Raw genomic sequence first — 18,830 nt, forward strand, 5'->3', positions numbered from 1 at the left:
ATACCTCGGATCCCGGATCGAACTGTCCGAGCGGGCCCGAGTCGGCGACGGATCTGAGAATTGCGCGCCGCGTCCCGTTCGTCAAGGCCCCCTGCTCCGAGCGGATCATCTTCGGACCCTGCCGCGGGGCAACGATGATCACCCTACTCCCCAACGAGACCAGGGCAAGTCAGGCACTGCGGGTACGCCGAAGGGCGACCACCCTTACGGGTGATCGCCCTTCGCAGGAGCCTCGGAGAGGCCCCAGAGGTGTTACTTGACCTCGACAGCCGCGCCCGCGGCCTTGAGGGACTCGGCGGCCTTGTCAGCGGCCTCCTTGGCGACCTTCTCGAGAACGGGCTTCGGGGCGCCGTCCACGAGGTCCTTGGCCTCCTTGAGGCCCAGGGAGGTCAGCTCACGCACGACCTTGATGACCTGGATCTTCTTGTCGCCGGCACCGGTGAGGATGACGTCGAACTCGTCCTGCTCCTCCGGGGCCTCGGCGACGGCGCCCGGGCCGGCCGGGGCGGCGGCGACGGCCGCGGCGGCGGTGACGTCGAACTTGTCCTCGAACGCCTTCACGAACTCGGAGAGCTCGATGAGGGTCATCTCCTCGAACTGGGCGAGGAGGTCGTCCTGAGAGAGCTTCGCCATGATGGGCGATCCTTCCACTAATTCGGCAGGTGCCGGATGTATAGAGAGGCGGGCGTAACGGCCCGCTACGACCCACGCACTAGGCGGCGTGGATCAATGCGCGAGCCGAATTACTCGGCACCGCCCTGCTCGGCGAGCTTGACGCGAAGCGCTTCCGCAGTGCGGACGAACTTCGACGGCAGCGCCTGGAAGAGCGAGGCAGCCTGGGACTGCTTGCCCTTGAACGCGCCGGCCAGCTTGCTGAGCAGAACCTCGCGGGACTCGAGGTCCGCAAGCTTCTTGATCTCATCGGCGGTCAGCGCCTTACCGTCAAGGACACCGCCCTTGATGATGAGGTTGGGGTTCTCCTTGGCGAAGTCACGCAGGCTCTTCGCCGACTCCACCGGGTCACCGGTGATGAAGGCGACCGCGGTCGGACCAGCGAAGTGCTCGTCCAGCGCGGTGATCCCGGCCTGGTTGGCCGCAATCTTGGTCAGCGTGTTCTTCACCACGGCGTACTGGGCGTTCTCACCGAGCGAACGACGCAGCGTCTTGAGCTGCGCCACGGTGAGACCCCGGTACTCGGTCAGCACGGCGGCGTTCGAGCTCTGGAACTGGTCCGTGAGCTCGGCTACCGCGGCAGCCTTGTCGGGCCTTGCCATAGAGCGTCGGCCTCCTTCCGGGTGATGAGGACCGCTCAGAAGGGGCTGAACAAAACGAAACGCCCCGGCGCAAGCGCACGGGGCGTAAGCTCAACCGAATTGCTCCGGGAGCCTTTCCACGAACACCTACGCAGGACGTCCGCATTCAACGGATCCTTCGGCCACCGAACCCTTGCGGGCACGGCAACGACCAGCGGTCTTTGGCTTCCCGTGAAGCGTACGTGAAACGGCCCAGCCGAGGCAAATCGCCTCAGGCGGTGCCGCTGCCGTCCCCGCTTCCCCCGGATCCTTCTCGCCCCGCGGCCGGCACCGAGGGCGTCCAGCCGCCCGTGCGGGGGCCGCTCCGGGGATCGTCCGCCGGTGGACCCCGTGGCACGGAACACGAAGAACGGGGCACGGAACACGAAGAGCGGGCCCCCCACCGCCCGTGAAGGGTGGTGGGGGGCCCGCTCAGCCGTACGGAGAGCCGGTCAGGCTCGGCCCGATCAAACGGCAGCCGGGTCTTCCTCGACGAGGAGGTTCCGGGTGCGGTTGGAGTCGAGCAGGATGCCGGGGCCCATCGTGGTGCTCAGGGCGGCCTTCTTGATGTAGCGGCCCTTCGCGGCGGACGGCTTCAGACGCAGGATCTCGTCCAGGGCCGCGCCGTAGTTCTCGACCAGCTGCTCATCGGAGAAGGAGACCTTGCCGATGATGAAGTGCAGGTTCGAGTGCTTGTCGACGCGGAACTCGATCTTGCCACCCTTGATCTCGGTGACGGCCTTCGCGACGTCCATGGTGACGGTGCCGGTCTTCGGGTTCGGCATGAGGCCACGGGGACCGAGCACGCGGCCGAGGCGGCCGACCTTGCCCATGAGGTCCGGGGTGGCGACAACGGCGTCGAACTCGTTGAGGCGGTTGCCCTTGGCGATCTCGTTGATCAGCTCGTCGTCGCCGACGATGTCGGCGCCGGCGGCTTCCGCGGCCGCAGCACGGTCACCGGTCGCGAAGACCAGGACCCGGGCGGTCTTGCCGGTGCCGTGCGGGAGGTTCACGGTGCCACGCACCATCTGGTCGGCCTTGCGCGGGTCGACACCCAGGCGGAAGGCGACCTCGACGGTGCTGTCGAACTTGGTCGCGGAGGTCTCCTTGGCGATACGGACGGCCTCGAGCGGGGCGTACTGCTTGTCCCGGTCGATCTTGGCGTCCGCAGCGCGGAGAGTCTTGCTGCGCTTCACTTCTGCTCCTGTGTTGTGATTCAGGCGTGGAGTCGTGGTGCGGACCAGCGCTTGGTCCTACCACTGGTGGTGCTGGGGGGTGGCTGAATCAGCCTTCGACCGTGATGCCCATCGAACGCGCGGTGCCGGAGATGATCTTCTCCGCGGCGTCGATGTCGTTGGCGTTCAGGTCGGGCATCTTGAGCTCGGCGATCTCGCGGACCTGGGCGCGCGTCAGCTTCGCGACCTTGGTCTTGTGCGGCTCGCCGGAGCCCTTCTCCACGCCCGCGCTCTTCAGGATGAGGCGCGCGGCCGGCGGAGTCTTGGTGATGAAGGTGAAGGAGCGGTCGTCGTAGACCGTGATCTCCACCGGCACGACCATGCCACGCTGCGACTCGGTCGCGGCGTTGTACGCCTTGCAGAACTCCATGATGTTGACGCCGTGCTGACCGAGCGCGGGGCCGACCGGCGGAGCCGGGTTGGCCGCGCCGGCCTTGATCTGGAGCTTGATAAGCCCCGTGACCTTCTTCTTCTTGGGAGGCATTGCTCTCTCCGGGTCCTAGTGAGAGTTTTCAGCCGCACATCCGGTCATCCGGACGGAGGCATACCGCACCACGATAACGGGTATCGGCGCGGGGCTAAAAACCGAGCAGGTCAGACCGCCCTTGAGGGGCGATCTGACCTGTCCGGAAGCTGTGGCTCAGAAGCCTTCACTCACGCGAAGTGGATCAGCGCGGGTCAGTTCTTCTGGATCTGGTCGAAGCTGAGCTCGACCGGGGTCTCGCGGCCGAAGATCTCGACGAGACCCTTGACCTTCTTCGAGTCCGGGTTGATCTCGTTGATGGTCGCCTGCAGCGTCGCGAACGGGCCGTCGGTGACGGTGACCGAGTCGCCGACCTCGAAGTCCAGGACCTCGATGGTCCGCTTGACGGAGGGCGCGGGCAGGCCGGCCTCTTCCGCGGCGGCCTTGGCGGCCTTCTCCTGCGCCTCCGGGGCGAGCATCTTGAGGATCTCGTCCAGCGTCAGCGGGTACGGGTCGTACGCGTTGCCGACGAAGCCGGTGACACCAGGCGTGTTGCGGACGACGCCCCAGGACTCGTTCGTCAGATCCATGCGGACGAGAACGTATCCGGGCAGCTTGTTCTGCCGGACGTTCTTGCGCTCGCCGTTCTTGATCTGGACGATCTCTTCCTCGGGCACCTCGGCCTGGTAGATGAACTCCTCGACGTTCAGCGAGACGGCGCGCTGCTCCAGGTTGGCCTTCACGCGCTTCTCGTAGCCGGCGTAGGTGTGGATCACGTACCACTCGCCGGGCAGCAGGCGCAGCTCCTCGCGGAGGGCCTGGACCGGGTCGACGGGCTCGGCCGGCTCGACCGGGGCGGCCTCTTCGGCCTCCTCGTCGGCATCGGCATCGGCATCGGCCTCGACCGCGTCCTCGACGTCGTCGGCAGCCTCGTCGTCGTCGGCCTCTTCGGCCTCGGCGTCGTCCTCGACCTCGGCGTCAGCCTCGCCGTCGGCCTCGACGTGCAGCGCGGCCTCCTCGGCGGCGACACCCGCCTCGGCGTCCGCGAGCTCGGCCTCGTCGGGGTCCACGGCGTCGGCAGCCTCGACGATGTCGAGCTGGTCCTCAACGGACTCGACGGACTCGACGGACTCGTCGCTCGCGTTCAGGTTCGGGTCAGACACGGTGGCTGCTTCTTCCTGGATACAAAAGGTGGTGGAACATGCGAAAACGGGCGGCACCCATCAAGGCGCCGCCCTCCGCGGGGATCAGCCGAAGACGAACTTGATGGCTTCCTGGAACCCATAGTCAATCACGGTCACCAGACCGATCATGATGACCACGAAGACAATCACCACGGTGGTGTACGTCGTGAGCTGGTTGCGAGTGGGCCATACAACCTTGCGGAGTTCCGCGACGATCTGGCGGTAGAACAGCGCGAGACGACCCAGAGGGCCCTTCTTGCCGCGCTTACCGCCCTTGCGGGCCTTCTTCTCGCGCGTCTCGTCCTCGGCGTCAGGCATGTCGATGGAGCCCAGGGCGTCCGTCACGTCTCTCACCTGAATCCGGGTCGTGGCCGTACCGCGCCCGGTTGCGCCGCACGGCGTTGCAGAAGTACGTACCTGCGCACACACATCCTTGAAGTGGAGTGTGGAGCAGGGCCGGAGGGACTCGAACCCCCAACCGCTGGTTTTGGAGACCAGTGCTCTACCAATTGAGCTACGACCCTTTGCGTTCCCCAACCTACCGCATCCGGGCGAGTGCACGGAGTGCTCACGCATCGGAGCGGCTGGCGAGGTCCAACGACAGGTGAGTGTACGTGAACCGGGCCCTGACGTCGAACAGAACCCTTCCTGACATCCGTGCGGTCCGGTGACTGAAACGGTGTGCGGCCCTTCTTGGCGGTCTGGGACGATTGGCCGCATGACCTCTGCAACGCCTTCCTCCGAGCGCCGGGTGTCCGCCCGTATCGGCGCCATTTCCGAGTCCGCCACCCTCGCCGTGGACGCCAAGGCCAAGGCCCTCAAGGCCGCCGGGCGCCCGGTGATCGGCTTCGGTGCCGGCGAGCCCGACTTCCCGACCCCCGACTACATCGTCGAAGCCGCCGTCGAGGCCTGCCGCAACCCCAAGTACCACCGCTACACGCCGGCCGGCGGTCTCCCGGAGCTGAAGGCCGCCATCGCCGCGAAGACGCTGCGCGACTCCGGCTACGAGGTCGACGCGTCGCAGGTCCTGGTGACCAACGGCGGCAAGCAGGCGATCTACGAGGCCTTCGCGGCCATTCTGGACCCGGGTGACGAGGTCATCGTCCCGGCGCCGTACTGGACCACCTACCCGGAGTCGATCCGTCTCGCCGGCGGTGTCCCGGTCGAGGTCGTCGCCGACGAGACCACCGGCTACCGGGTGTCCGTCGAGCAGCTGGAGGCCGCGCGCACCGAGCGCACCAAGGTCGTCCTCTTCGTATCCCCGTCCAACCCGACGGGCGCCGTCTACTCCGAGGCCGACGCCGAGGCGATCGGCCGCTGGGCCGCGGACAAGGGCCTGTGGGTCCTGACCGACGAGATCTACGAGCACCTGGTCTACGGCGACGCGAAGTTCGTCTCCCTGCCGGCGATCGTCCCCGAGCTGGCCGACAAGTGCATCATCGTCAACGGCGTCGCCAAGACGTACGCGATGACCGGCTGGCGGGTGGGCTGGATCATCGGCCCGAAGGACGTCGTCAAGGCCGCGACCAACCTGCAGTCGCACGCCACCTCCAACGTCTCCAACGTGGCCCAGGTCGCGGCGCTCGCCGCCGTCTCCGGCAGCCTGGACGCGGTGCACGAGATGCGCACCGCCTTCGACCGCCGCCGTCAGACGATGGTGCGGATGCTGAACGAGATCGACGGCGTCCTGTGCCCGACCCCCGAGGGCGCGTTCTACGTGTACCCCTCGGTGAAGGGCGTGCTCGGCAAGGAGATCCGCGGCAAGCGCCCGCAGACGTCCGTCGAGCTGGCCGCCCTGATCCTGGACGAGGCCGAGGTCGCGGTCGTCCCGGGCGAGGCGTTCGGCACCCCCGGTTACCTGCGCCTGTCGTACGCCCTGGGCGACGAGGACCTGGTGGAGGGCGTGTCCCGGATCCAGAAGCTCCTGGCGGAGGCCAAGGTCTAGACCGGCCGACGGCAAACCCCGAGTGGCGGTCTCCCCCGAGGGCGGCCGCCACTCGCCGTTCCCGGCCCGCACGGCCCCGCCGACTCACCTCAAGCCCCGCCGGCTCACCTCAAGCCCCGCCGGCTCACCTCAAGCCCCGCCGGCGTTTGAGGCGCGGGGTCCGGGGCGGAGCCCCGATCTTGAGCCCCGCCGGCGTTTGAGGCGCGGGTCCGGGCGGAGCCCGGGAGGCCCCGCGCAGCGGACCGGGCCGCCGCCCCCGTTCCCCTCCGCTCCCCCTCCGCGCCCGCTCACGCGTTCGAGCAAGCCCCCGATAGGTAAAACGCCCTCCCGCTCAGCGCGTGCGTACGGCAGGATCACCAGATGGAGCACGCACGCGATCTCACGCTTCTGCCGAAAGCACACCTCCACCTGCACTTCACCGGCTCGATGCGACCATCGACCCTGCTGGAGCTCGCCGACAAGTACGGCGTACGCCTCCCCGACGCCCTGACCGGCGGGGAGCCGCCCAAGCTGCGCGCCACCGACGAACGCGGCTGGTTCCGCTTCCAGCGGCTCTACGACGCCGCCCGCTCCTGCCTCCGCGAGCCCGACGACATCCGCCGCCTGGTCCGCGAAGCGGCCGAGGAGGACGTACGGGACGGCAGCGGCTGGCTGGAGATCCAGGTGGATCCCACCTCCTACGCCCCCCTGCTCGGCGGCATGATCCCGGCCGTCGAGATCATCCTCGACGCCGTCGACTCGGCCTCCCGCGAGACCGGCCTCGGGATGCGGGTGGTCATCGCCGCCAACCGCATGAAGCACCCCCTGGACGCCCGTACCCTGGCCCGTCTCGCCGTCCGGTACGCCGACCGCGGCGTCGTCGGCTTCGGGCTCTCCAACGACGAACGCCGTGGCATGGCCCGCGACTTCGACCGGGCCTTCGCCATCGCCCGCGAGGGCGGCCTCCTCGCCGCCCCGCACGGCGGCGAGCTCACCGGCCCGGCCTCGGTCCGCGACTGCCTGGACGACCTGCACGCGGCCCGCATCGGGCACGGCGTCCGGGCCGCCGAGGATCCGCGGCTGCTCAAGCGCCTCGCCGACCGGCAGATCACCTGCGAGGTCTGCCCGGCCTCCAACGTCGCCCTCGGGGTGTACGAGCGGCACGAGGACGTACCGCTGCGGACGCTCTTCGACGCGGGCGTCCCGATGGCGCTCGGCGCGGACGACCCGCTGCTGTTCGGATCCCGGCTGGCGGCCCAGTACGAGATCGCCCGTACGCACCACGCCTTCACGGACGCGGAGCTCGCCGAGCTGGCCCGCCAGTCGGTGCGCGGTTCGGCCGCGCCCGAGGAGGTGCAGGCCAAGCTGCTGGCGGGGATCGACCAGTGGCTCAGCGGGTGAGCCGCAGGTCCCCCTCGTAACAGTCGGCGCGCACTCGGCAGCCGTCCGGGAAGCCGATCTCCAGGTGGGTGCGGCCCTGTTCGGGCAGGGCGTACTCGGCGACCGAGGCGACGGTCTCGCCGAGGTGGCGCAGGAACGGGTGGTCGCCGAGGTCCTCGCCGACCTCGATGCGGCCCCACTCCCCCATGTCGTAGGGCGCGTGCGGCGCCGCGGACTCGACGATCAGGCACTGGTCGGATCCGGTGGTGATCCGGATGGAGTCGCCGACGCTGTCGATCAGCCAGACGTCGAGGGGGGCTTCGGAGCGCTCGCCGTCGCTGATGTGCCAGGACGCGACGACTCGGCTGAGCGTGCGCCCCACGAGGCGGGTGGGGTCCGTACCGGCCCCGTGGAGGGGACAGAGCATGGGCGGCCGGGGCTCCTCAGATGCTGACGCCGACCGTCACCGGCTCGTTGACGAGGGTGACGCCGAAGGCCGCGTGGACGCCCGCGACGACCTCGCGGGCGAGGGTGAGGAGGTCTTCGGTGGTGGCCTCGCCGCGGTTGGTGAGGGCGAGGGTGTGCTTGGTGGAGATCCGCGCGGGGCCCGTGCCGTAGCCCTTGGTGAAGCCGGCCTTGTCGATGAGCCAGGCGGCGCTGGTCTTCGTACGGCCGTCACCGGCGGGGTAGGCGGGCGGGGCGGTGTCGGGGCCGAGGCGGTCCTGGGCGCGGGCGAGGAAGGCGGCGTACGCCTCGTCGGTCAGGACCGGGTTGTGGAAGAAGGAGCCGGCGGACCAGGTGTCGTGGTCGGCGGGGTCGAGGACCATGCCCTTGCCGGCGCGCAGCCGCAGTACGGTCTCGCGGGCGGTGGCGGCCGGGACCCGGTCGCCGGCTTCGACGCCGAGGGCGCGGGCGGTCTCGGGGTACTTGACCGGCGCGGAGAGGCCGCCGGCGTCTTCCAGGGCGAAGCGGACGCGCAGGACGACGTACCGCTCGGGCTGGTGCTTGAAGGTGCTGTCGCGGTACGAGAACGCGCACTCGGCGGCGGTCAGCGTGAGCGTCTCGCCGCTGGTGCGGTCGTAGGCGACGACCTCGGTGATGGTGTCGCGGACCTCTTGGCCGTACGCGCCGACGTTCTGGATCGGGGTGGCGCCCGCGGAGCCGGGGATCCCGGCGAGGCACTCGATCCCGGCGAGGCCGGCTTCGACGGTGCGGGCGACGGCGTCGCTCCAGTTCTCGCCGGCGGCAAGCTCCAGGGTGGTGCCGTCGAGGGTGAAGCCGGTGGTGGCGATGCGCAGGGCGGTGCCGTCGAAGCCGCGGTCGCCGATGACCAGGTTGCTGCCGCCGCCGATGATCAGAAGCGGGGTGCCGCTCTCGTCCGCGGCGCGGACGGCGGCGACGACCTCGGCGTCGGTGGTCGCGGTGATCAGACGGGCGGCGGGACCACCGAGACGGAAGGTGGTCAGCGGGGCGAGGGGGGCGTCGTGGAGTTCCTGCACGGGGACAAGAGTACGGTCCGCGCCCCTCGCATCCCTGCGGGGCCACGGACCGGGACGCGTGGTCGGGTGACGGCTCGGTGGTCCGCCGCTCAGCCGGCGGCCGGGACCTTGACCGGTGCCGGGACCGCCGGGGCGGCGGTCCCGGGGGCGGCGGTCCCGGCCGGGGTGGCCTTGGGCTCGCGCGGGATGCCTCGCCCTGGTCGGCGGCCGCCGATGACGCGGCAGCGGCCGACCCCGTACGACCGGGGCCTGGTCCGCCCCGACCCCCACCCCCACGGCCCGGCCGTCGCGCCACGCGGCGGTGCCGGGCGGGGCTGACGAGGCCCCCGCCCGGCTCGTACGAACCGGGCGGGGCGGGGCGAGCGGAAATGGGGTGGGGTCTCAGCTCAGCGCCACCACGGCCCGCGACATGCCGAGGACCTTCTGTCCGGCGCTCATGGCCGTCAGGTCGACCCGGACGCGGTTGTCGTCCAGCTTGGCGGCCACCTTGCCCGTGACCTCGATCAAGGCGCCCCGCTCGTCGTTCGGGACGACGACCGGCTTGGTGAAGCGCACCCCGTACTCGACCACCGCGCCCGGGTCGCCGGCCCAGTCGGTGACCACGCGGATCGCCTCGGCCATGGTGAACATGCCGTGCGCGATCACGTCCGGCAGTCCCACCTCCGTGGCGAACTTCTCGTTCCAGTGGATCGGGTTGAAGTCCCCCGAGGCGCCGGCGTACCGCACCAGTGTGGCGCGCGTCACGGGGAAGGACCCCGCCGGGAGCTCGGTACCGACCTCGACGTCGGCGTACTTGATCTGCGCAGCCATGTCAGACCTCCTGGGGGGCGCGGGAGACGAGCTTCGTCCAAGCCGTCACCACGTGCTCGCCGGTCTCGTCGTGGACCTCGCCGCGGATGTCGATGATGTCGTTGCCCGCCATCGACTTCACGGCCTCGATGGTGGAGGTCACCGAGAGCCGGTCGCCCGCCCGCACCGGGCGGGTGTACGCGAACTTCTGGTCCCCGTGGACGACGCGGCTGTAGTCCAGCCCCAGCTGCGGATCGTCGACGACCTGGCCGGCCGCCGCGAAGGTGATGGCGAACACGAAGGTCGGCGGAGCGATCACGTCGGGGTGACCGAACAACTTGGCGGCTTCGGGGTCGGTGTAGACGGCGTTTTCGTCACCCACCGCTACCGCGAATTCGCGGATCTTCTCCCGGCCGACCTCGTAGGGATCGGTGGGCGGGTAGCTCCGGCCCACGAAGGACTGGTCGAGAGCCATGACTCACTACCTCCTGATGAAGGGATCACGAAAGACACGAAAGGAAGCACCGGGGCAGTCGGATCCACTCCGGAATCCGGCTACACCACCGGTCCGGCCGGACCGGCCGGAGGCGGAAACGACATGAGGCCGCCCCCTGTAATAGGGGACGACCTCATGCCTGTGCCTGTTTAAACGAGACTTCGCTGGGGTCAGCGGGTCTCGCGGTGCGCGGTGTGCGAGTTGCAACGCGGGCAGTGCTTCTTCATCTCAAGACGGTCCGGGTCGTTACGCCGGTTCTTCTTGGTGATGTAGTTCCGCTCCTTGCACTCCACGCAGGCCAGCGTGATCTTCGGGCGGACGTCGGTGGCAGCCACGTGAGTGCTCCTTGACGGAAATTGGGACGGATGAACGCATACAAGAGTAGCCGACCGGGAGACCGACCCCGCAATCGGCTACTGTGTGTAGCGGCGACCGGACTTGAACCGGTGACACAGCGATTATGAGCCGCTTGCTCTACCGACTGAGCTACGCCGCTTTGATGTGATCGTCTCCCCACCCGAGGGTGGGGAACCTCTCTCACCAGAGCCCCAATGCGGAATCGAACCGCAGACCTTCTCCTTACCATGGAGACGCTCTACCGACTGAGCTATTGGGGCGAGCGAGGAAGACATTACACGGTTGCCCGCCGATCGCCCAAATCCTTTGCGGGAGCAGGGCTCCTAGAGGTTCACCGGCCTTTCCCGATCACGCCCCGAAGCCCCTCCGGAGCCCGATTACAGGCGGATTGTGTTCGGGCTCACACGCGGGCCTCCGTCCTGGAGCACCACCGGCCACCGACCAGTGCCCGCGGCGGCTACGGCGGCCGGCGCCGCGCTGTGCGCGCCCCGGCACAGGCGCGCGGACGGCCGCGATACCGCGTACGCCAGCGGGCGCGACCGCGCGTGCGCGGGTGCGCGCGATCCCGAGCGTGGGCGCGGGCGTCGGCACCACACCGGTACGACTATTGCCCTCCTCCGCGAAGCGGGGTGCGCCGCACCCTAGGCTGCGGGCACGCTGCGTGATCTTGGGGTGCCGGGCCGCCGGTCCGCGGCCACGGCCCAGGCCCAGGAACCGCCCGAGCCACCGCAGGAGCGCGATGTCCGACAGCCCGCCGCAGCAGCCGTTCCACTCCCCCCGCAGCGGCCACGGCGAGGGCGACGGCCCCGGCCCCGGGCACGGCGGCTCCCCCGGGCACGCCGCCTCCGCCGAGGCGACCACCACCCTGCTGCTCACCGGCGCCCGGCTCACGGACGGCCGTACCGTCGACGTACGCCTCGGCGGCGGCCGCATCCAGGCCGTCGGCACCGCCGGCAGCCTCCCCGCGCCCGCCCTGTCCCGGGTGGACCTGACCGGCTACCTTCTGCTGCCCGCCCCCGCCGAGCCGCACGCCCACGGAGACACCGCGCTGACCGCGGACGGTGAGGGGCCCGTCTCCTACGCCCCCGACGAGGTCCAGCGGCGGGCCACCGAAGCCGCGCTGCTCCAGCTCGGCCACGGCGCCACGGCCGTACGCTCGCACGTCCGCATCGGCGACGTGCACGGCCTCGGCCCCATGGAAGCGGTCCTCCAGGCTCGGCGCTCCCTGCGCGGGCTCACCGACCTCACCACGGTGGCCGTGCCCCGGCTGCTGACCGGGCTGGCCGGCGCGGACGGGCTCGCCATGCTGCGGGACGCGGTCAAGATGGGCGCCTGCGTGATCGGCGGCTGCCCCGACCTGGACCCCGACCCGACGGGCTTCCTCGAAGCGGTCCTGGAACTCGCCGCCGAGCACGGCTGTCCCGTGGACCTCCACACGGACGGTGACGACCCGGCCCGCCTCGCCCGGCTCGCGGCCATGTCCGGCGGGCTCCGCCCCGGGGTGACGGTCGGGCCGTGCGGGGGCCTCTCCCGCCTCCCGCTGGACGTGGCGGCCCGCGCCGCCGACCAGCTCGCCGCCGCCGGGGTACGGGTCATCTGCCTGCCCCAGGGCGACTGCGCGGCCCTGGAGCGGCGCGGTCTGCGCACCGCGCCCGTACGCCTGCTGCGCGCCTCGGGGGTACGGGTCGCGGCCGGCAGCGGGGCCCTGCGGGACGCCGGCAACCCGGTCGGCCGCGGTGACCCGCTCGAAGCCGCGTACCTGCTGGCCTCCCAGGGCGGGCTGCGCCCGGGCGAGGCGTACGACTCGGTCGGCGTCGCCGCCCGTGAGGTCATGGGGCTGCCTGAGGTCCGCGTGGAGGCCGGCTTCCCGGCGGAGCTGCTCGCCGTGCGCGGGGACCGCCTCGCGGGCGTGCTCTCCCTCGCGTACAGCCGGATCGTGATCCACCGCGGCCGGGTCGTAGCCCGGACGAGTGCCGTACGGGAGTACTGCGACTCCGCCGTCGCGGTCGCCCTGGACCTGCCCCGGCAGGGCCGTACGGAGCCCGGGCCCTGACGGTCCGCCGACCGTTCGCGGGCATTCGCGCCCGGCTCGTCGTACGGTCGGGGCATGCGCATCGTCATCGCGGGTGGACACGGTCAGATCGCGCTGCGGCTGGAGCGCCTGCTCGCCGCGCGCGGGTACGAGGTCGCGGGCATCGTCCGTGACCCGGCACAGGGCGACGCCCTGCGGGAGGCGGGCGCCGAACCGGTCCTGTGCGATCTGGAGTCGGCCTCGGTGGAGCACGTGGCCGGCCTCCTCGAGGGCGCGGACGTGGCCGTCTTCGCGGCGGGAGCGGGCGCCGGCAGCGGCGTCGGACGCAAGGACACCGTGGACCGCGGCGCGGCCGTGCTGTTCGCCGACGCGGCCGAACGGGCGCGCGTCCGCCGCTTCCTGATGGTCTCCTCGATGGGCGCGGACGCCTGGCACGAGGGCGACGAGGTGTTCGACGTCTACCTGCGGGCGAAGGGCGAGGCGGACGACTACGTCCGCACCCGGCTGGGCCTCGAGTGGACGGTCCTGCGCCCCGGCTCCCTGATCGACGACGCGGGAAGCGGCCTGGTCCGCCTGGAGGCCCGTACGGGCCGCGGGTCCGTCCCGCGCGACGACGTGGCCGCGGTGCTGGCCGAACTGGTCGAGACCCCGGCGACGGCGGGCCTGACCCTGGAGCTCACGTCCGGCTCGACCCCGGTCACGGTGGCGGTCAAGGACGTGGCGGGCAACTGACGCAGCCGGCTTCTGGCGCCGCGGCCTCCGGGGCGGACTCCGGCGGCTCAGAACTCGGCGGTGACCTTGTCGTCGGACCGTCCGACCGAGTCCTGCTGGTAGCGGTCCTCGTAGGCCTGCCGGATCCGCTCGATGCGGGCACCGCGCTCTCCGGCCTCGTTCGCGGGATACAGCAGCACGACCTCGTACGAGGTCTCGCGGACGATGCGGCCGTCCTGCTCCCGCCATTGGCCGCGGCCGTCCTGGACGGTCAGGCCCTCCGGGAAGGCGGGGGTGATCTCCCGGTCCAGGAAGCGCGTGAACTCCCGCTCGTCGACCGGGTTCCGGCCGTCGGGGCGTTCGGTGCCGAAGTACAGCCTGGTCTCCTGGTAGGGCTCGCCCACCTCGGTGTGGAGCGCCGCCCCCACCAGGGCCGGAATCCCGGCGCCGAGGAGCGCGATGAGCACGCCTCCGCCGGCCTTCCCCCGCGCGTCAGATGTCCATTTCACGCCGGGTGAACGAACAGCGGACCCCGACGGTGCGCCCCGCGCACGCCCTGGACTCCGAACGGGCGGCGGCCGAAAGGTGCCGGTTCTTGCCGCGCACCGCGACCGGACCGGCGGGCACCGGCAGGTTCCCCCGGCCGACTCGGCCGGACGGGGTACGTCCGGATACGACGAGAAGACCCCCGCCACCGCGTTTCCGCGGTAACGGGGGTCTCACATCGCGTGGCGACGCCAGGATTCGAACCTGGGTAGGCTAAGCCGACGGATTTACAGTCCGCTCCCATTGGCCACTCGGGCACATCGCCATGAGATGTCGCCTGCGAGTCCGCTGTGGGGCGGTGCTCTGTGGCAACGACGTAAACGATACCCGATGACCGAGGGTGCTTCGCCACCGGATTGATCAGCGCCGCGGGCGGGTGCGGTGGCTAGGCTTTGCCGAGCGGACCGGAGCTGTCCGGCCGCGCCCCACGGGGCCGTCACCACCGACTTCAAGGAGCCACAGGACATGGCCGACTCCAGTTTCGACATCGTCTCGAAGGTCGAGCGGCAGGAGGTCGACAACGCCCTCAACCAGGCCGCCAAGGAACTCTCCCAGCGCTACGACTTCAAGGGCACGGGCGCCACGATCGAATGGTCCGGCGAGAAGATCGTGATGGAGGCGAACTCCCAGGAGCGCGTCAAGGCCATCCTCGACGTCTTCGAGACCAAGCTGGTCAAGCGCGGGATCTCGCTCAAGGCGCTGGACGCCGGCGAGCCGCAGCTGTCCGGCAAGGAGTACAAGATCTTCGCCACGATCGAGGAAGGCATCTCCCAGGAGAACGCCAAGAAGGTCGCGAAGATCATCCGGGACGAGGGCCCCAAGGGCGTCAAGGCCCAGGTGCAGGGCGAGGAGCTGCGCGTCAGCTCCAAAAGCCGTGACGACCTCCAGGAGGTCCAGACGCTGCTCAAGGGCAAGGAACTGGACTTCGCGATCCAGTACGTGAACTACCGCTGACCCAGGTCCGCGACCTGTTCCCACGCCGGCCCGGCGGTCTTCACCGACCGCCGGGCCGCGGCGGTTCCGGGGCGTGTGTGCGGGGCGCGCGCGGCGCGTGCGCCACCGCGGGCTTCCGTGGGCACTTGGGCCCCGGGGAGTGCGCCCGCGACGCTGGACCGGTATCCATCACCGCGTGGCAGGGGGTTCTCGCATGCCAGGGGCCGGCACGTTTCGGGAAGACTTCGGGGCGTCCGTCGTCGTCGCGCTGGTCGCGCTCCCCCTCTGTGTGGGGGTCGCCGTCGCCTCCGGGGTGCCGGCCGAGCTGGGGATCGTCACCGGGGTGGTCGGCGGGCTGGTCACGGGGTGGTTCCGCGGGAGTTCGCTCCAGGTGAGCGGGCCCGCGGCCGGGCTCACCGTGCTCGTCTACGAGGCGGTGCGGGCGTACGGCCTGCCCGCGCTCGGGGTGCTCGTACTGGCCGCCGGAGCGGTGCAGCTGGGCCTGGGGGTGCTGCGCCTCGGGCGGTGGTTCCGGGCGATCTCCGTCGCCGTCGTGCACGGGATGCTGGCCGGCATCGGGCTGGTGCTGATCGCCGGGCAGCTGTACGCCCTGGGCGGTGTCGGGGCTCCGGGCACGACCCTGGCGAACCTGGGCGGGGCGGCGGACCTCGTGGCCCGGGCCGACTGGGCCGCCGTGGCGCTGGGGGCCGGGACGGTCGCCGTCCTGGTGGGCTGGCGCAGGATGCCCGCCCGGCTGCGGCTGGTACCGGGGGCGCTGGTCGCCGTGGCCGCCGCGACCACCGTGGCCGCGCTGTGGCGGATGCCCGTCGAGAGGGTGCGGGTGACCGGAGTGCTGGAAGCGGTGTCCCCGCCCGCCTGGGGGGACTTCGGGGTGCTGGTCTCCGTCGGGGCGGTCGGGACCGTGGTCGCGCTGGCGCTGATCGCGTCCGCCGAGACGCTGTTCAGCGCCGCCGCCGTGGACCGCATGCACGACGGGCCCAGGACGCAGTACGACCGGGAGCTGATCGCCCAGGGGGTGGGCAACAGCGTGTGCGGGCTGCTGGGGGCGCTGCCGATGACGGCGGTGATCGTGCGCAGTGCCGCCAACGTGGAGGCCGGGGCGCGCACCCGGGCCTCCCGGGTGATGCACGGCGGCTGGCTGCTGCTGTTCGCCGTGGCGGTCCCCGGGGTGCTGGAGCTGGTGCCGCTCGCGGCGCTGGCGGGGGTGCTGCTGCACGCCGGCTGGAAGCTGCTGCCCGCGCGGGCGGTGGCCGCGCTGTGGCGCACGCACCGGGGCGAGGCGGTGGTGCTGGTGGCGACGGCGGCGGCGATCGTGGCGACGAATCTTTTCGAGGGGGTGCTGTTCGGGCTGGGGCTCGCCGTCGCCAAGGCGGCCTGGGAAACCTCACACGTGCACGTCGAGGAGGTCTGGGAGGGCGAGGAGCTGTGCGTGCGGGTCGTGGGGAACGCGAGCTTCCTGCGGCTGCCGAAGCTGCTGGACGCGCTGGACGCGCTGCCGCACGGGCCCCCGGTACGGCTCGACCTGGGCGGGCTGCGCCATCTCGACCACGCCTGTCTGACCGCCCTGGAGGGCTGGGAGCGCAAGCGGGCGCCGCTGCCGGGCCGCGAAGAGGTCGGCTAGCGCCCCCCGTCGCGCGGACCGTGTGCGGACCGTCGCGCCGCCTCTTGGGGGCCGGGGCCGGGGTGTGGTCGGGTTCCCCGTCTTCCGGGGCGCCGACGGGCTGCACGATCGCGCGTGTCCCCGTGCGGGCTCCCGGTTCAGCTGTCAAGGGTCGGGCCGTGGCAGCGGTCGGGCTGTCCGGCTGTGTGGCTGTGTGGTCCCGGCCGGCGGGCCGGGCGTTTCGGGACGGCGGCACCGGGGGCGGGGGCCGGGCGCGTGGGGCCGCCCCGGGACGGCCTGGGGGTCAGATCCGGGTTCTGAACTCGGTCCAGGGCATGGGATCCAGGTCGTACTCCTCTCCCGCGGCCGAGTCCTCGCAGTACCAGGCGGTGCCGTCGATCCAGCCGCGGAGCCACTCGGCCAGGCTGGGGCTGTCGACGAACCAGGCGAGGTCGGGATCCCCCGGATTCGGGTCGAACAGCAGGACTTGGGCGTCTTGCGACCGGCAGTCGACGCACACCCACATGCCACAGCCGAAGTCGGCCACCGGCAGCACGGCCTCCGGCCAGCGCCATCCGGACGCGCGCTGGGCCTCATACGTCCGCACGGCCTCCCGCAGCGTCAGCAGCCCGTACTCCGGGCCGAATCCGCCGTCTCCGACGCTGGTGTGCAGCCCGGCGAGCAGCGGGGGCAGGGCGAAGCCGAGTATGCGCTCGGTCCGGGCGACCTCCCCGGCCTCCGCGGGCGCGGGCAGCGGCTTCCCGTCGTCCCGCGCCCGGCGGCGGACGTGGTCCGCGACGTGCTCCAACAACTGCTCGGTGTCGTTCATGCGTTCATGGTGGCCGACTCCACCGACAGCGCGCTCGCCCTGTGGACAACTCGGGTCTGCGGACGTCGCGTACCGGCTCAGCGCGAGGCGAACGGCGCGTCCGTCGGGACGATCTCGCGGCCCAGCGGGAGCAGGGAGAGCGGAACCATCTTGAAGTTGGCGATGCCGAAGGGGATGCCGATGATCGTGACGCAGAGGGCGATGCCGGTGACGATGTGGCCCAGGGCGAGCCACCAGCCCGCCAGGACCAGCCACAGGACGTTGCCCACGCAGGAGGGGGCGCCCGCGTCGCGCCGTTCGACCGCGGTGTAGCCGAAGGGCCACAGGGCGTAGATCGCGATGCGGAAGGCGGCGATCCCGAAGGGGATCCCGATGATGGTGATGCAGAGCAGGACACCGGCCAGGACATAGCCCAGGAACAGCCAGATGCCGCTCAGCACGAGCCAAATGACGTTCAGGATTGTATTCACTGCCTACGGCCTGCCATCTGTTCGAGCCGGGCGATGCGCTCGGCCATCGGGGGGTGGGTGGAGAACATCTTGGAAAGCCCTTCTCCCGGGCGGAATGGGTTGGCGATCATCATGTGGCTCGCCGTCTCCAGCCGGGGTTCGGCGGGCAGCGGGAGCTGCTTGGTGCCCGCGTCGAGCTTGCGCAGGGCGCTGGCCAGGGCCAGCGGGTCGCCGGTGAGCTGGGCACCCGACGCGTCGGCCTCGTACTCGCGGGAGCGGCTGATGGCCAGCTGGATCACGGCGGCGGCCAGCGGGCCCAGGATCATGATCAGCAGCATGCCGAAGAGGCCGGGGCCCTCGTCGTCGTTCGACCGGCCGACGGGGATCAGCCACGCGAAGTTGACCAGGAACATGATCACCGAGGCGAGTGCTCCGGCGACCGACGAGATCAGGATGTCCCGGTTGTAGACGTGGCTCAGCTCATGGCCGATGACCCCGCGCAGCTCGCGCTCGTCGAGGATGCGCAGGATGCCCTCGGTGCAGCAGACCGCGGCGTTGCGCGGGTTGCGGCCGGTCGCGAAGGCGTTGGGTGCCTCGGTGGGCGAGATGTAGAGCCGTGGCATGGGCTGGCGCGCGGACGTGGAGAGCTCGCGCACCATGCGGTAGAGATCGGGCGCCTCGAACTCGCTGACGGGGCGGGCGCGCATCGCGCGGAGAGCCAGCTTGTCGCTGTTCCAGTACGCGTACGCGTTCGTCCCGAGGGCGACCAGGACGGCGACGATCAGGCCGGTCCGTCCGAAGAAGCTTCCGATGACGATGATGAGTGCGGACATCCCGCCGAGGAGTACGGCGGTCTTGAGCCCGTTGTGCCGGCGGTGCACGGTACGCCCTCCAAGTGGTGCGGCAGGGGGACCCCGTCCAGGATCTGCGGATCTGATCTGAGGGCCTACGGTCCAGTGGACCCTCCCTTCCTGGTCAACGCGAGGTGGGGGCGTGGGGTTCCCAGGGCGCGCGGGGGCGGCCGCCCCCGCGGGCGGGGGGGCGGGGGCGGGGGGGGGGGGGGCGGGGGGTTGTACGGAAGGGGTAAGGC

At 71.0% G+C, this 18,830-nt stretch carries 21 protein-coding genes and 4 tRNA genes; 6 read left to right on the forward strand and 19 right to left on the reverse strand.

From position 1 onward, the window contains the following. Window positions 1–252: 252 nt before the first annotated feature. From rplL to ABT106_RS18225, 7 genes are all read right to left on the reverse strand, one after another. On the reverse strand, window positions 253–633 hold the full coding sequence (rplL, locus tag ABT106_RS18195; protein WP_267724694.1) for a 50S ribosomal protein L7/L12: 381 nt from the start codon (window positions 631–633) through the stop codon (window positions 253–255). A 110-nt stretch (window positions 634–743) separates the two neighbouring features. Then, window positions 744–1,274 (reverse strand): 50S ribosomal protein L10, encoded by a 531-nt coding sequence (gene rplJ, locus ABT106_RS18200; RefSeq protein ID WP_267724692.1) that lies wholly within the window; start codon window positions 1,272–1,274, stop codon window positions 744–746. A gap of 485 nt (window positions 1,275–1,759) precedes the next feature. After that, on the reverse strand, window positions 1,760–2,488 hold the full coding sequence (gene rplA, locus ABT106_RS18205) for a 50S ribosomal protein L1 (protein WP_351278209.1): 729 nt from the start codon (window positions 2,486–2,488) through the stop codon (window positions 1,760–1,762). An 88-nt stretch (window positions 2,489–2,576) separates the two neighbouring features. After that, window positions 2,577–3,011 (reverse strand): 50S ribosomal protein L11, encoded by a 435-nt coding sequence (gene rplK, locus ABT106_RS18210; RefSeq protein ID WP_267724684.1) that lies wholly within the window; start codon window positions 3,009–3,011, stop codon window positions 2,577–2,579. A 194-nt stretch (window positions 3,012–3,205) separates the two neighbouring features. Further along, the gene (gene nusG / locus ABT106_RS18215; protein WP_351278212.1) at window positions 3,206–4,153 is read right to left on the reverse strand and encodes a transcription termination/antitermination protein NusG; all 948 of its coding nucleotides are present in this window, start codon (window positions 4,151–4,153) and stop codon (window positions 3,206–3,208) included. A gap of 84 nt (window positions 4,154–4,237) precedes the next feature. After that, complete coding sequence (secE, locus tag ABT106_RS18220) at window positions 4,238–4,519, reverse strand: preprotein translocase subunit SecE (protein ID WP_030825982.1); 282 nt, start codon at window positions 4,517–4,519, stop codon at window positions 4,238–4,240. 106 nt (window positions 4,520–4,625) lie between these two features. Then, window positions 4,626–4,698 (reverse strand) — tRNA-Trp (locus ABT106_RS18225). 194 nt (window positions 4,699–4,892) lie between these two features. Here ABT106_RS18225 and ABT106_RS18230 point away from each other — a divergent pair. Together ABT106_RS18230 and ABT106_RS18235 are read left to right on the forward strand one after the other, a co-directional pair. After that, entirely contained in the window at window positions 4,893–6,119 is a 1,227-nt protein-coding gene (locus ABT106_RS18230; RefSeq protein WP_351278216.1) for a pyridoxal phosphate-dependent aminotransferase, read from the forward strand. Window positions 6,120–6,479: 360 nt separating this feature from the next. After that, window positions 6,480–7,499, forward strand: coding sequence for an adenosine deaminase (locus tag ABT106_RS18235; RefSeq protein ID WP_351278218.1), 1,020 nt, complete (start codon window positions 6,480–6,482; stop codon window positions 7,497–7,499). Here ABT106_RS18235 and ABT106_RS18240 read toward each other — a convergent pair. The 7 genes from ABT106_RS18240 to ABT106_RS18270 form a co-directional block, all read right to left on the reverse strand. After that, the gene (locus ABT106_RS18240; protein ID WP_351278221.1) at window positions 7,489–7,905 is read right to left on the reverse strand and encodes a hypothetical protein; all 417 of its coding nucleotides are present in this window, start codon (window positions 7,903–7,905) and stop codon (window positions 7,489–7,491) included. The two genes, ABT106_RS18235 and ABT106_RS18240, sit on opposite strands and share 11 nt — an antisense overlap. Window positions 7,906–7,921: 16 nt before the next feature. Next, window positions 7,922–9,070, reverse strand: a complete 1,149-nt coding sequence (locus ABT106_RS18245; protein ID WP_351278250.1) for a UDP-N-acetylmuramate dehydrogenase — start codon at window positions 9,068–9,070, stop codon at window positions 7,922–7,924. 288 nt (window positions 9,071–9,358) lie between these two features. Beyond that, window positions 9,359–9,787 carry a MaoC family dehydratase gene (locus ABT106_RS18250; RefSeq protein ID WP_351278223.1) on the reverse strand — a complete coding sequence of 143 codons (429 nt, stop codon included), beginning with the start codon at window positions 9,785–9,787 and terminating at the stop codon, window positions 9,359–9,361. Between the two features lies 1 nt (window position 9,788). Beyond that, a complete protein-coding gene (locus tag ABT106_RS18255) occupies window positions 9,789–10,241 on the reverse strand; it encodes an FAS1-like dehydratase domain-containing protein (RefSeq protein ID WP_351278226.1) in 453 nt (150 codons plus the stop codon). A 191-nt stretch (window positions 10,242–10,432) separates the two neighbouring features. Then, window positions 10,433–10,597, reverse strand: coding sequence for a 50S ribosomal protein L33 (gene rpmG / locus ABT106_RS18260; protein WP_006604855.1), 165 nt, complete (start codon window positions 10,595–10,597; stop codon window positions 10,433–10,435). 88 nt (window positions 10,598–10,685) lie between these two features. Continuing rightward, window positions 10,686–10,758, reverse strand: a tRNA-Met gene (locus tag ABT106_RS18265). A gap of 48 nt (window positions 10,759–10,806) precedes the next feature. Further along, a tRNA-Thr gene (locus tag ABT106_RS18270) sits at window positions 10,807–10,879 on the reverse strand. A gap of 479 nt (window positions 10,880–11,358) precedes the next feature. On the opposite strand from ABT106_RS18270, the gene ABT106_RS18275 reads away from it, so the two are divergent. Together ABT106_RS18275 and ABT106_RS18280 are read left to right on the forward strand one after the other, a co-directional pair. Further along, a complete protein-coding gene (locus ABT106_RS18275) occupies window positions 11,359–12,672 on the forward strand; it encodes an amidohydrolase family protein (RefSeq protein ID WP_351278230.1) in 1,314 nt (437 codons plus the stop codon). Between the two features lie 54 nt (window positions 12,673–12,726). Then, on the forward strand, window positions 12,727–13,383 hold the full coding sequence (locus ABT106_RS18280) for an SDR family oxidoreductase (protein ID WP_351278233.1): 657 nt from the start codon (window positions 12,727–12,729) through the stop codon (window positions 13,381–13,383). 47 nt (window positions 13,384–13,430) lie between these two features. On the opposite strand, the gene ABT106_RS18285 is transcribed toward ABT106_RS18280, so the two are convergent. Together ABT106_RS18285 and ABT106_RS18290 are read right to left on the reverse strand one after the other, a co-directional pair. Beyond that, on the reverse strand, window positions 13,431–13,829 hold the full coding sequence (locus tag ABT106_RS18285; RefSeq protein WP_351278236.1) for a DUF3574 domain-containing protein: 399 nt from the start codon (window positions 13,827–13,829) through the stop codon (window positions 13,431–13,433). A 262-nt stretch (window positions 13,830–14,091) separates the two neighbouring features. After that, window positions 14,092–14,173, reverse strand: a tRNA-Tyr gene (locus ABT106_RS18290). 200 nt (window positions 14,174–14,373) lie between these two features. On the opposite strand from ABT106_RS18290, the gene ABT106_RS18295 reads away from it, so the two are divergent. Further along, complete coding sequence (locus ABT106_RS18295) at window positions 14,374–14,862, forward strand: YajQ family cyclic di-GMP-binding protein (RefSeq protein WP_267724613.1); 489 nt, start codon at window positions 14,374–14,376, stop codon at window positions 14,860–14,862. Between the two features lie 193 nt (window positions 14,863–15,055). Further along, complete coding sequence (locus ABT106_RS18300; RefSeq protein ID WP_351278238.1) at window positions 15,056–16,483, forward strand: SulP family inorganic anion transporter; 1,428 nt, start codon at window positions 15,056–15,058, stop codon at window positions 16,481–16,483. Between the two features lie 283 nt (window positions 16,484–16,766). On the opposite strand, the gene ABT106_RS18305 is transcribed toward ABT106_RS18300, so the two are convergent. The 3 genes from ABT106_RS18305 to htpX all read right to left on the reverse strand — a co-directional run bounded on the left by ABT106_RS18305 (window position 16,767) and on the right by htpX (window position 18,621). Beyond that, window positions 16,767–17,291 carry an SMI1/KNR4 family protein gene (locus ABT106_RS18305; protein ID WP_351278241.1) on the reverse strand — a complete coding sequence of 175 codons (525 nt, stop codon included), beginning with the start codon at window positions 17,289–17,291 and terminating at the stop codon, window positions 16,767–16,769. A gap of 77 nt (window positions 17,292–17,368) precedes the next feature. Continuing rightward, window positions 17,369–17,761: a YccF domain-containing protein gene (locus ABT106_RS18310; RefSeq protein WP_351278244.1), complete on the reverse strand. Its 393-nt coding sequence runs from the start codon at window positions 17,759–17,761 to the stop codon at window positions 17,369–17,371. Continuing rightward, window positions 17,758–18,621, reverse strand: coding sequence for a zinc metalloprotease HtpX (gene htpX / locus ABT106_RS18315; RefSeq protein WP_351278247.1), 864 nt, complete (start codon window positions 18,619–18,621; stop codon window positions 17,758–17,760). The genes ABT106_RS18310 and htpX overlap by 4 nt, the downstream gene beginning before the upstream one ends. Window positions 18,622–18,830: the final 209 nt, after the last annotated feature.

Source organism: Streptomyces sp. NPDC002044, from assembly GCF_040296725.1.
GTDB classification, from domain to species: Bacteria; Actinomycetota; Actinomycetes; order Streptomycetales; family Streptomycetaceae; genus Streptomyces; species Streptomyces antarcticus.

Excerpts from the sequence above, each read along its gene's own strand:
- rplL (WP_267724694.1), bottom strand. The coding sequence starts at position 633 with ATGGCGAAGCTCTCTCAGGACGACCTCCTCGCCCAGTTCGAGGAGATG.
- rplJ (WP_267724692.1), bottom strand. The coding sequence starts at position 1,274 with ATGGCAAGGCCCGACAAGGCTGCCGCGGTAGCCGAGCTCACGGACCAG.
- rplK (WP_267724684.1), bottom strand. The coding sequence starts at position 3,011 with ATGCCTCCCAAGAAGAAGAAGGTCACGGGGCTTATCAAGCTCCAGATC.
- ABT106_RS18230 (WP_351278216.1), top strand. The coding sequence starts at position 4,893 with ATGACCTCTGCAACGCCTTCCTCCGAGCGCCGGGTGTCCGCCCGTATC.
- ABT106_RS18235 (WP_351278218.1), top strand. The coding sequence starts at position 6,480 with ATGGAGCACGCACGCGATCTCACGCTTCTGCCGAAAGCACACCTCCAC.
- ABT106_RS18240 (WP_351278221.1), bottom strand. The coding sequence starts at position 7,905 with ATGCTCTGTCCCCTCCACGGGGCCGGTACGGACCCCACCCGCCTCGTG.
- ABT106_RS18250 (WP_351278223.1), bottom strand. The coding sequence starts at position 9,787 with ATGGCTGCGCAGATCAAGTACGCCGACGTCGAGGTCGGTACCGAGCTC.
- ABT106_RS18255 (WP_351278226.1), bottom strand. The coding sequence starts at position 10,241 with ATGGCTCTCGACCAGTCCTTCGTGGGCCGGAGCTACCCGCCCACCGAT.
- ABT106_RS18275 (WP_351278230.1), top strand. The coding sequence starts at position 11,359 with ATGTCCGACAGCCCGCCGCAGCAGCCGTTCCACTCCCCCCGCAGCGGC.
- ABT106_RS18280 (WP_351278233.1), top strand. The coding sequence starts at position 12,727 with ATGCGCATCGTCATCGCGGGTGGACACGGTCAGATCGCGCTGCGGCTG.
- ABT106_RS18295 (WP_267724613.1), top strand. The coding sequence starts at position 14,374 with ATGGCCGACTCCAGTTTCGACATCGTCTCGAAGGTCGAGCGGCAGGAG.
- ABT106_RS18300 (WP_351278238.1), top strand. The coding sequence starts at position 15,056 with ATGCCAGGGGCCGGCACGTTTCGGGAAGACTTCGGGGCGTCCGTCGTC.
- ABT106_RS18305 (WP_351278241.1), bottom strand. The coding sequence starts at position 17,291 with ATGAACGACACCGAGCAGTTGTTGGAGCACGTCGCGGACCACGTCCGC.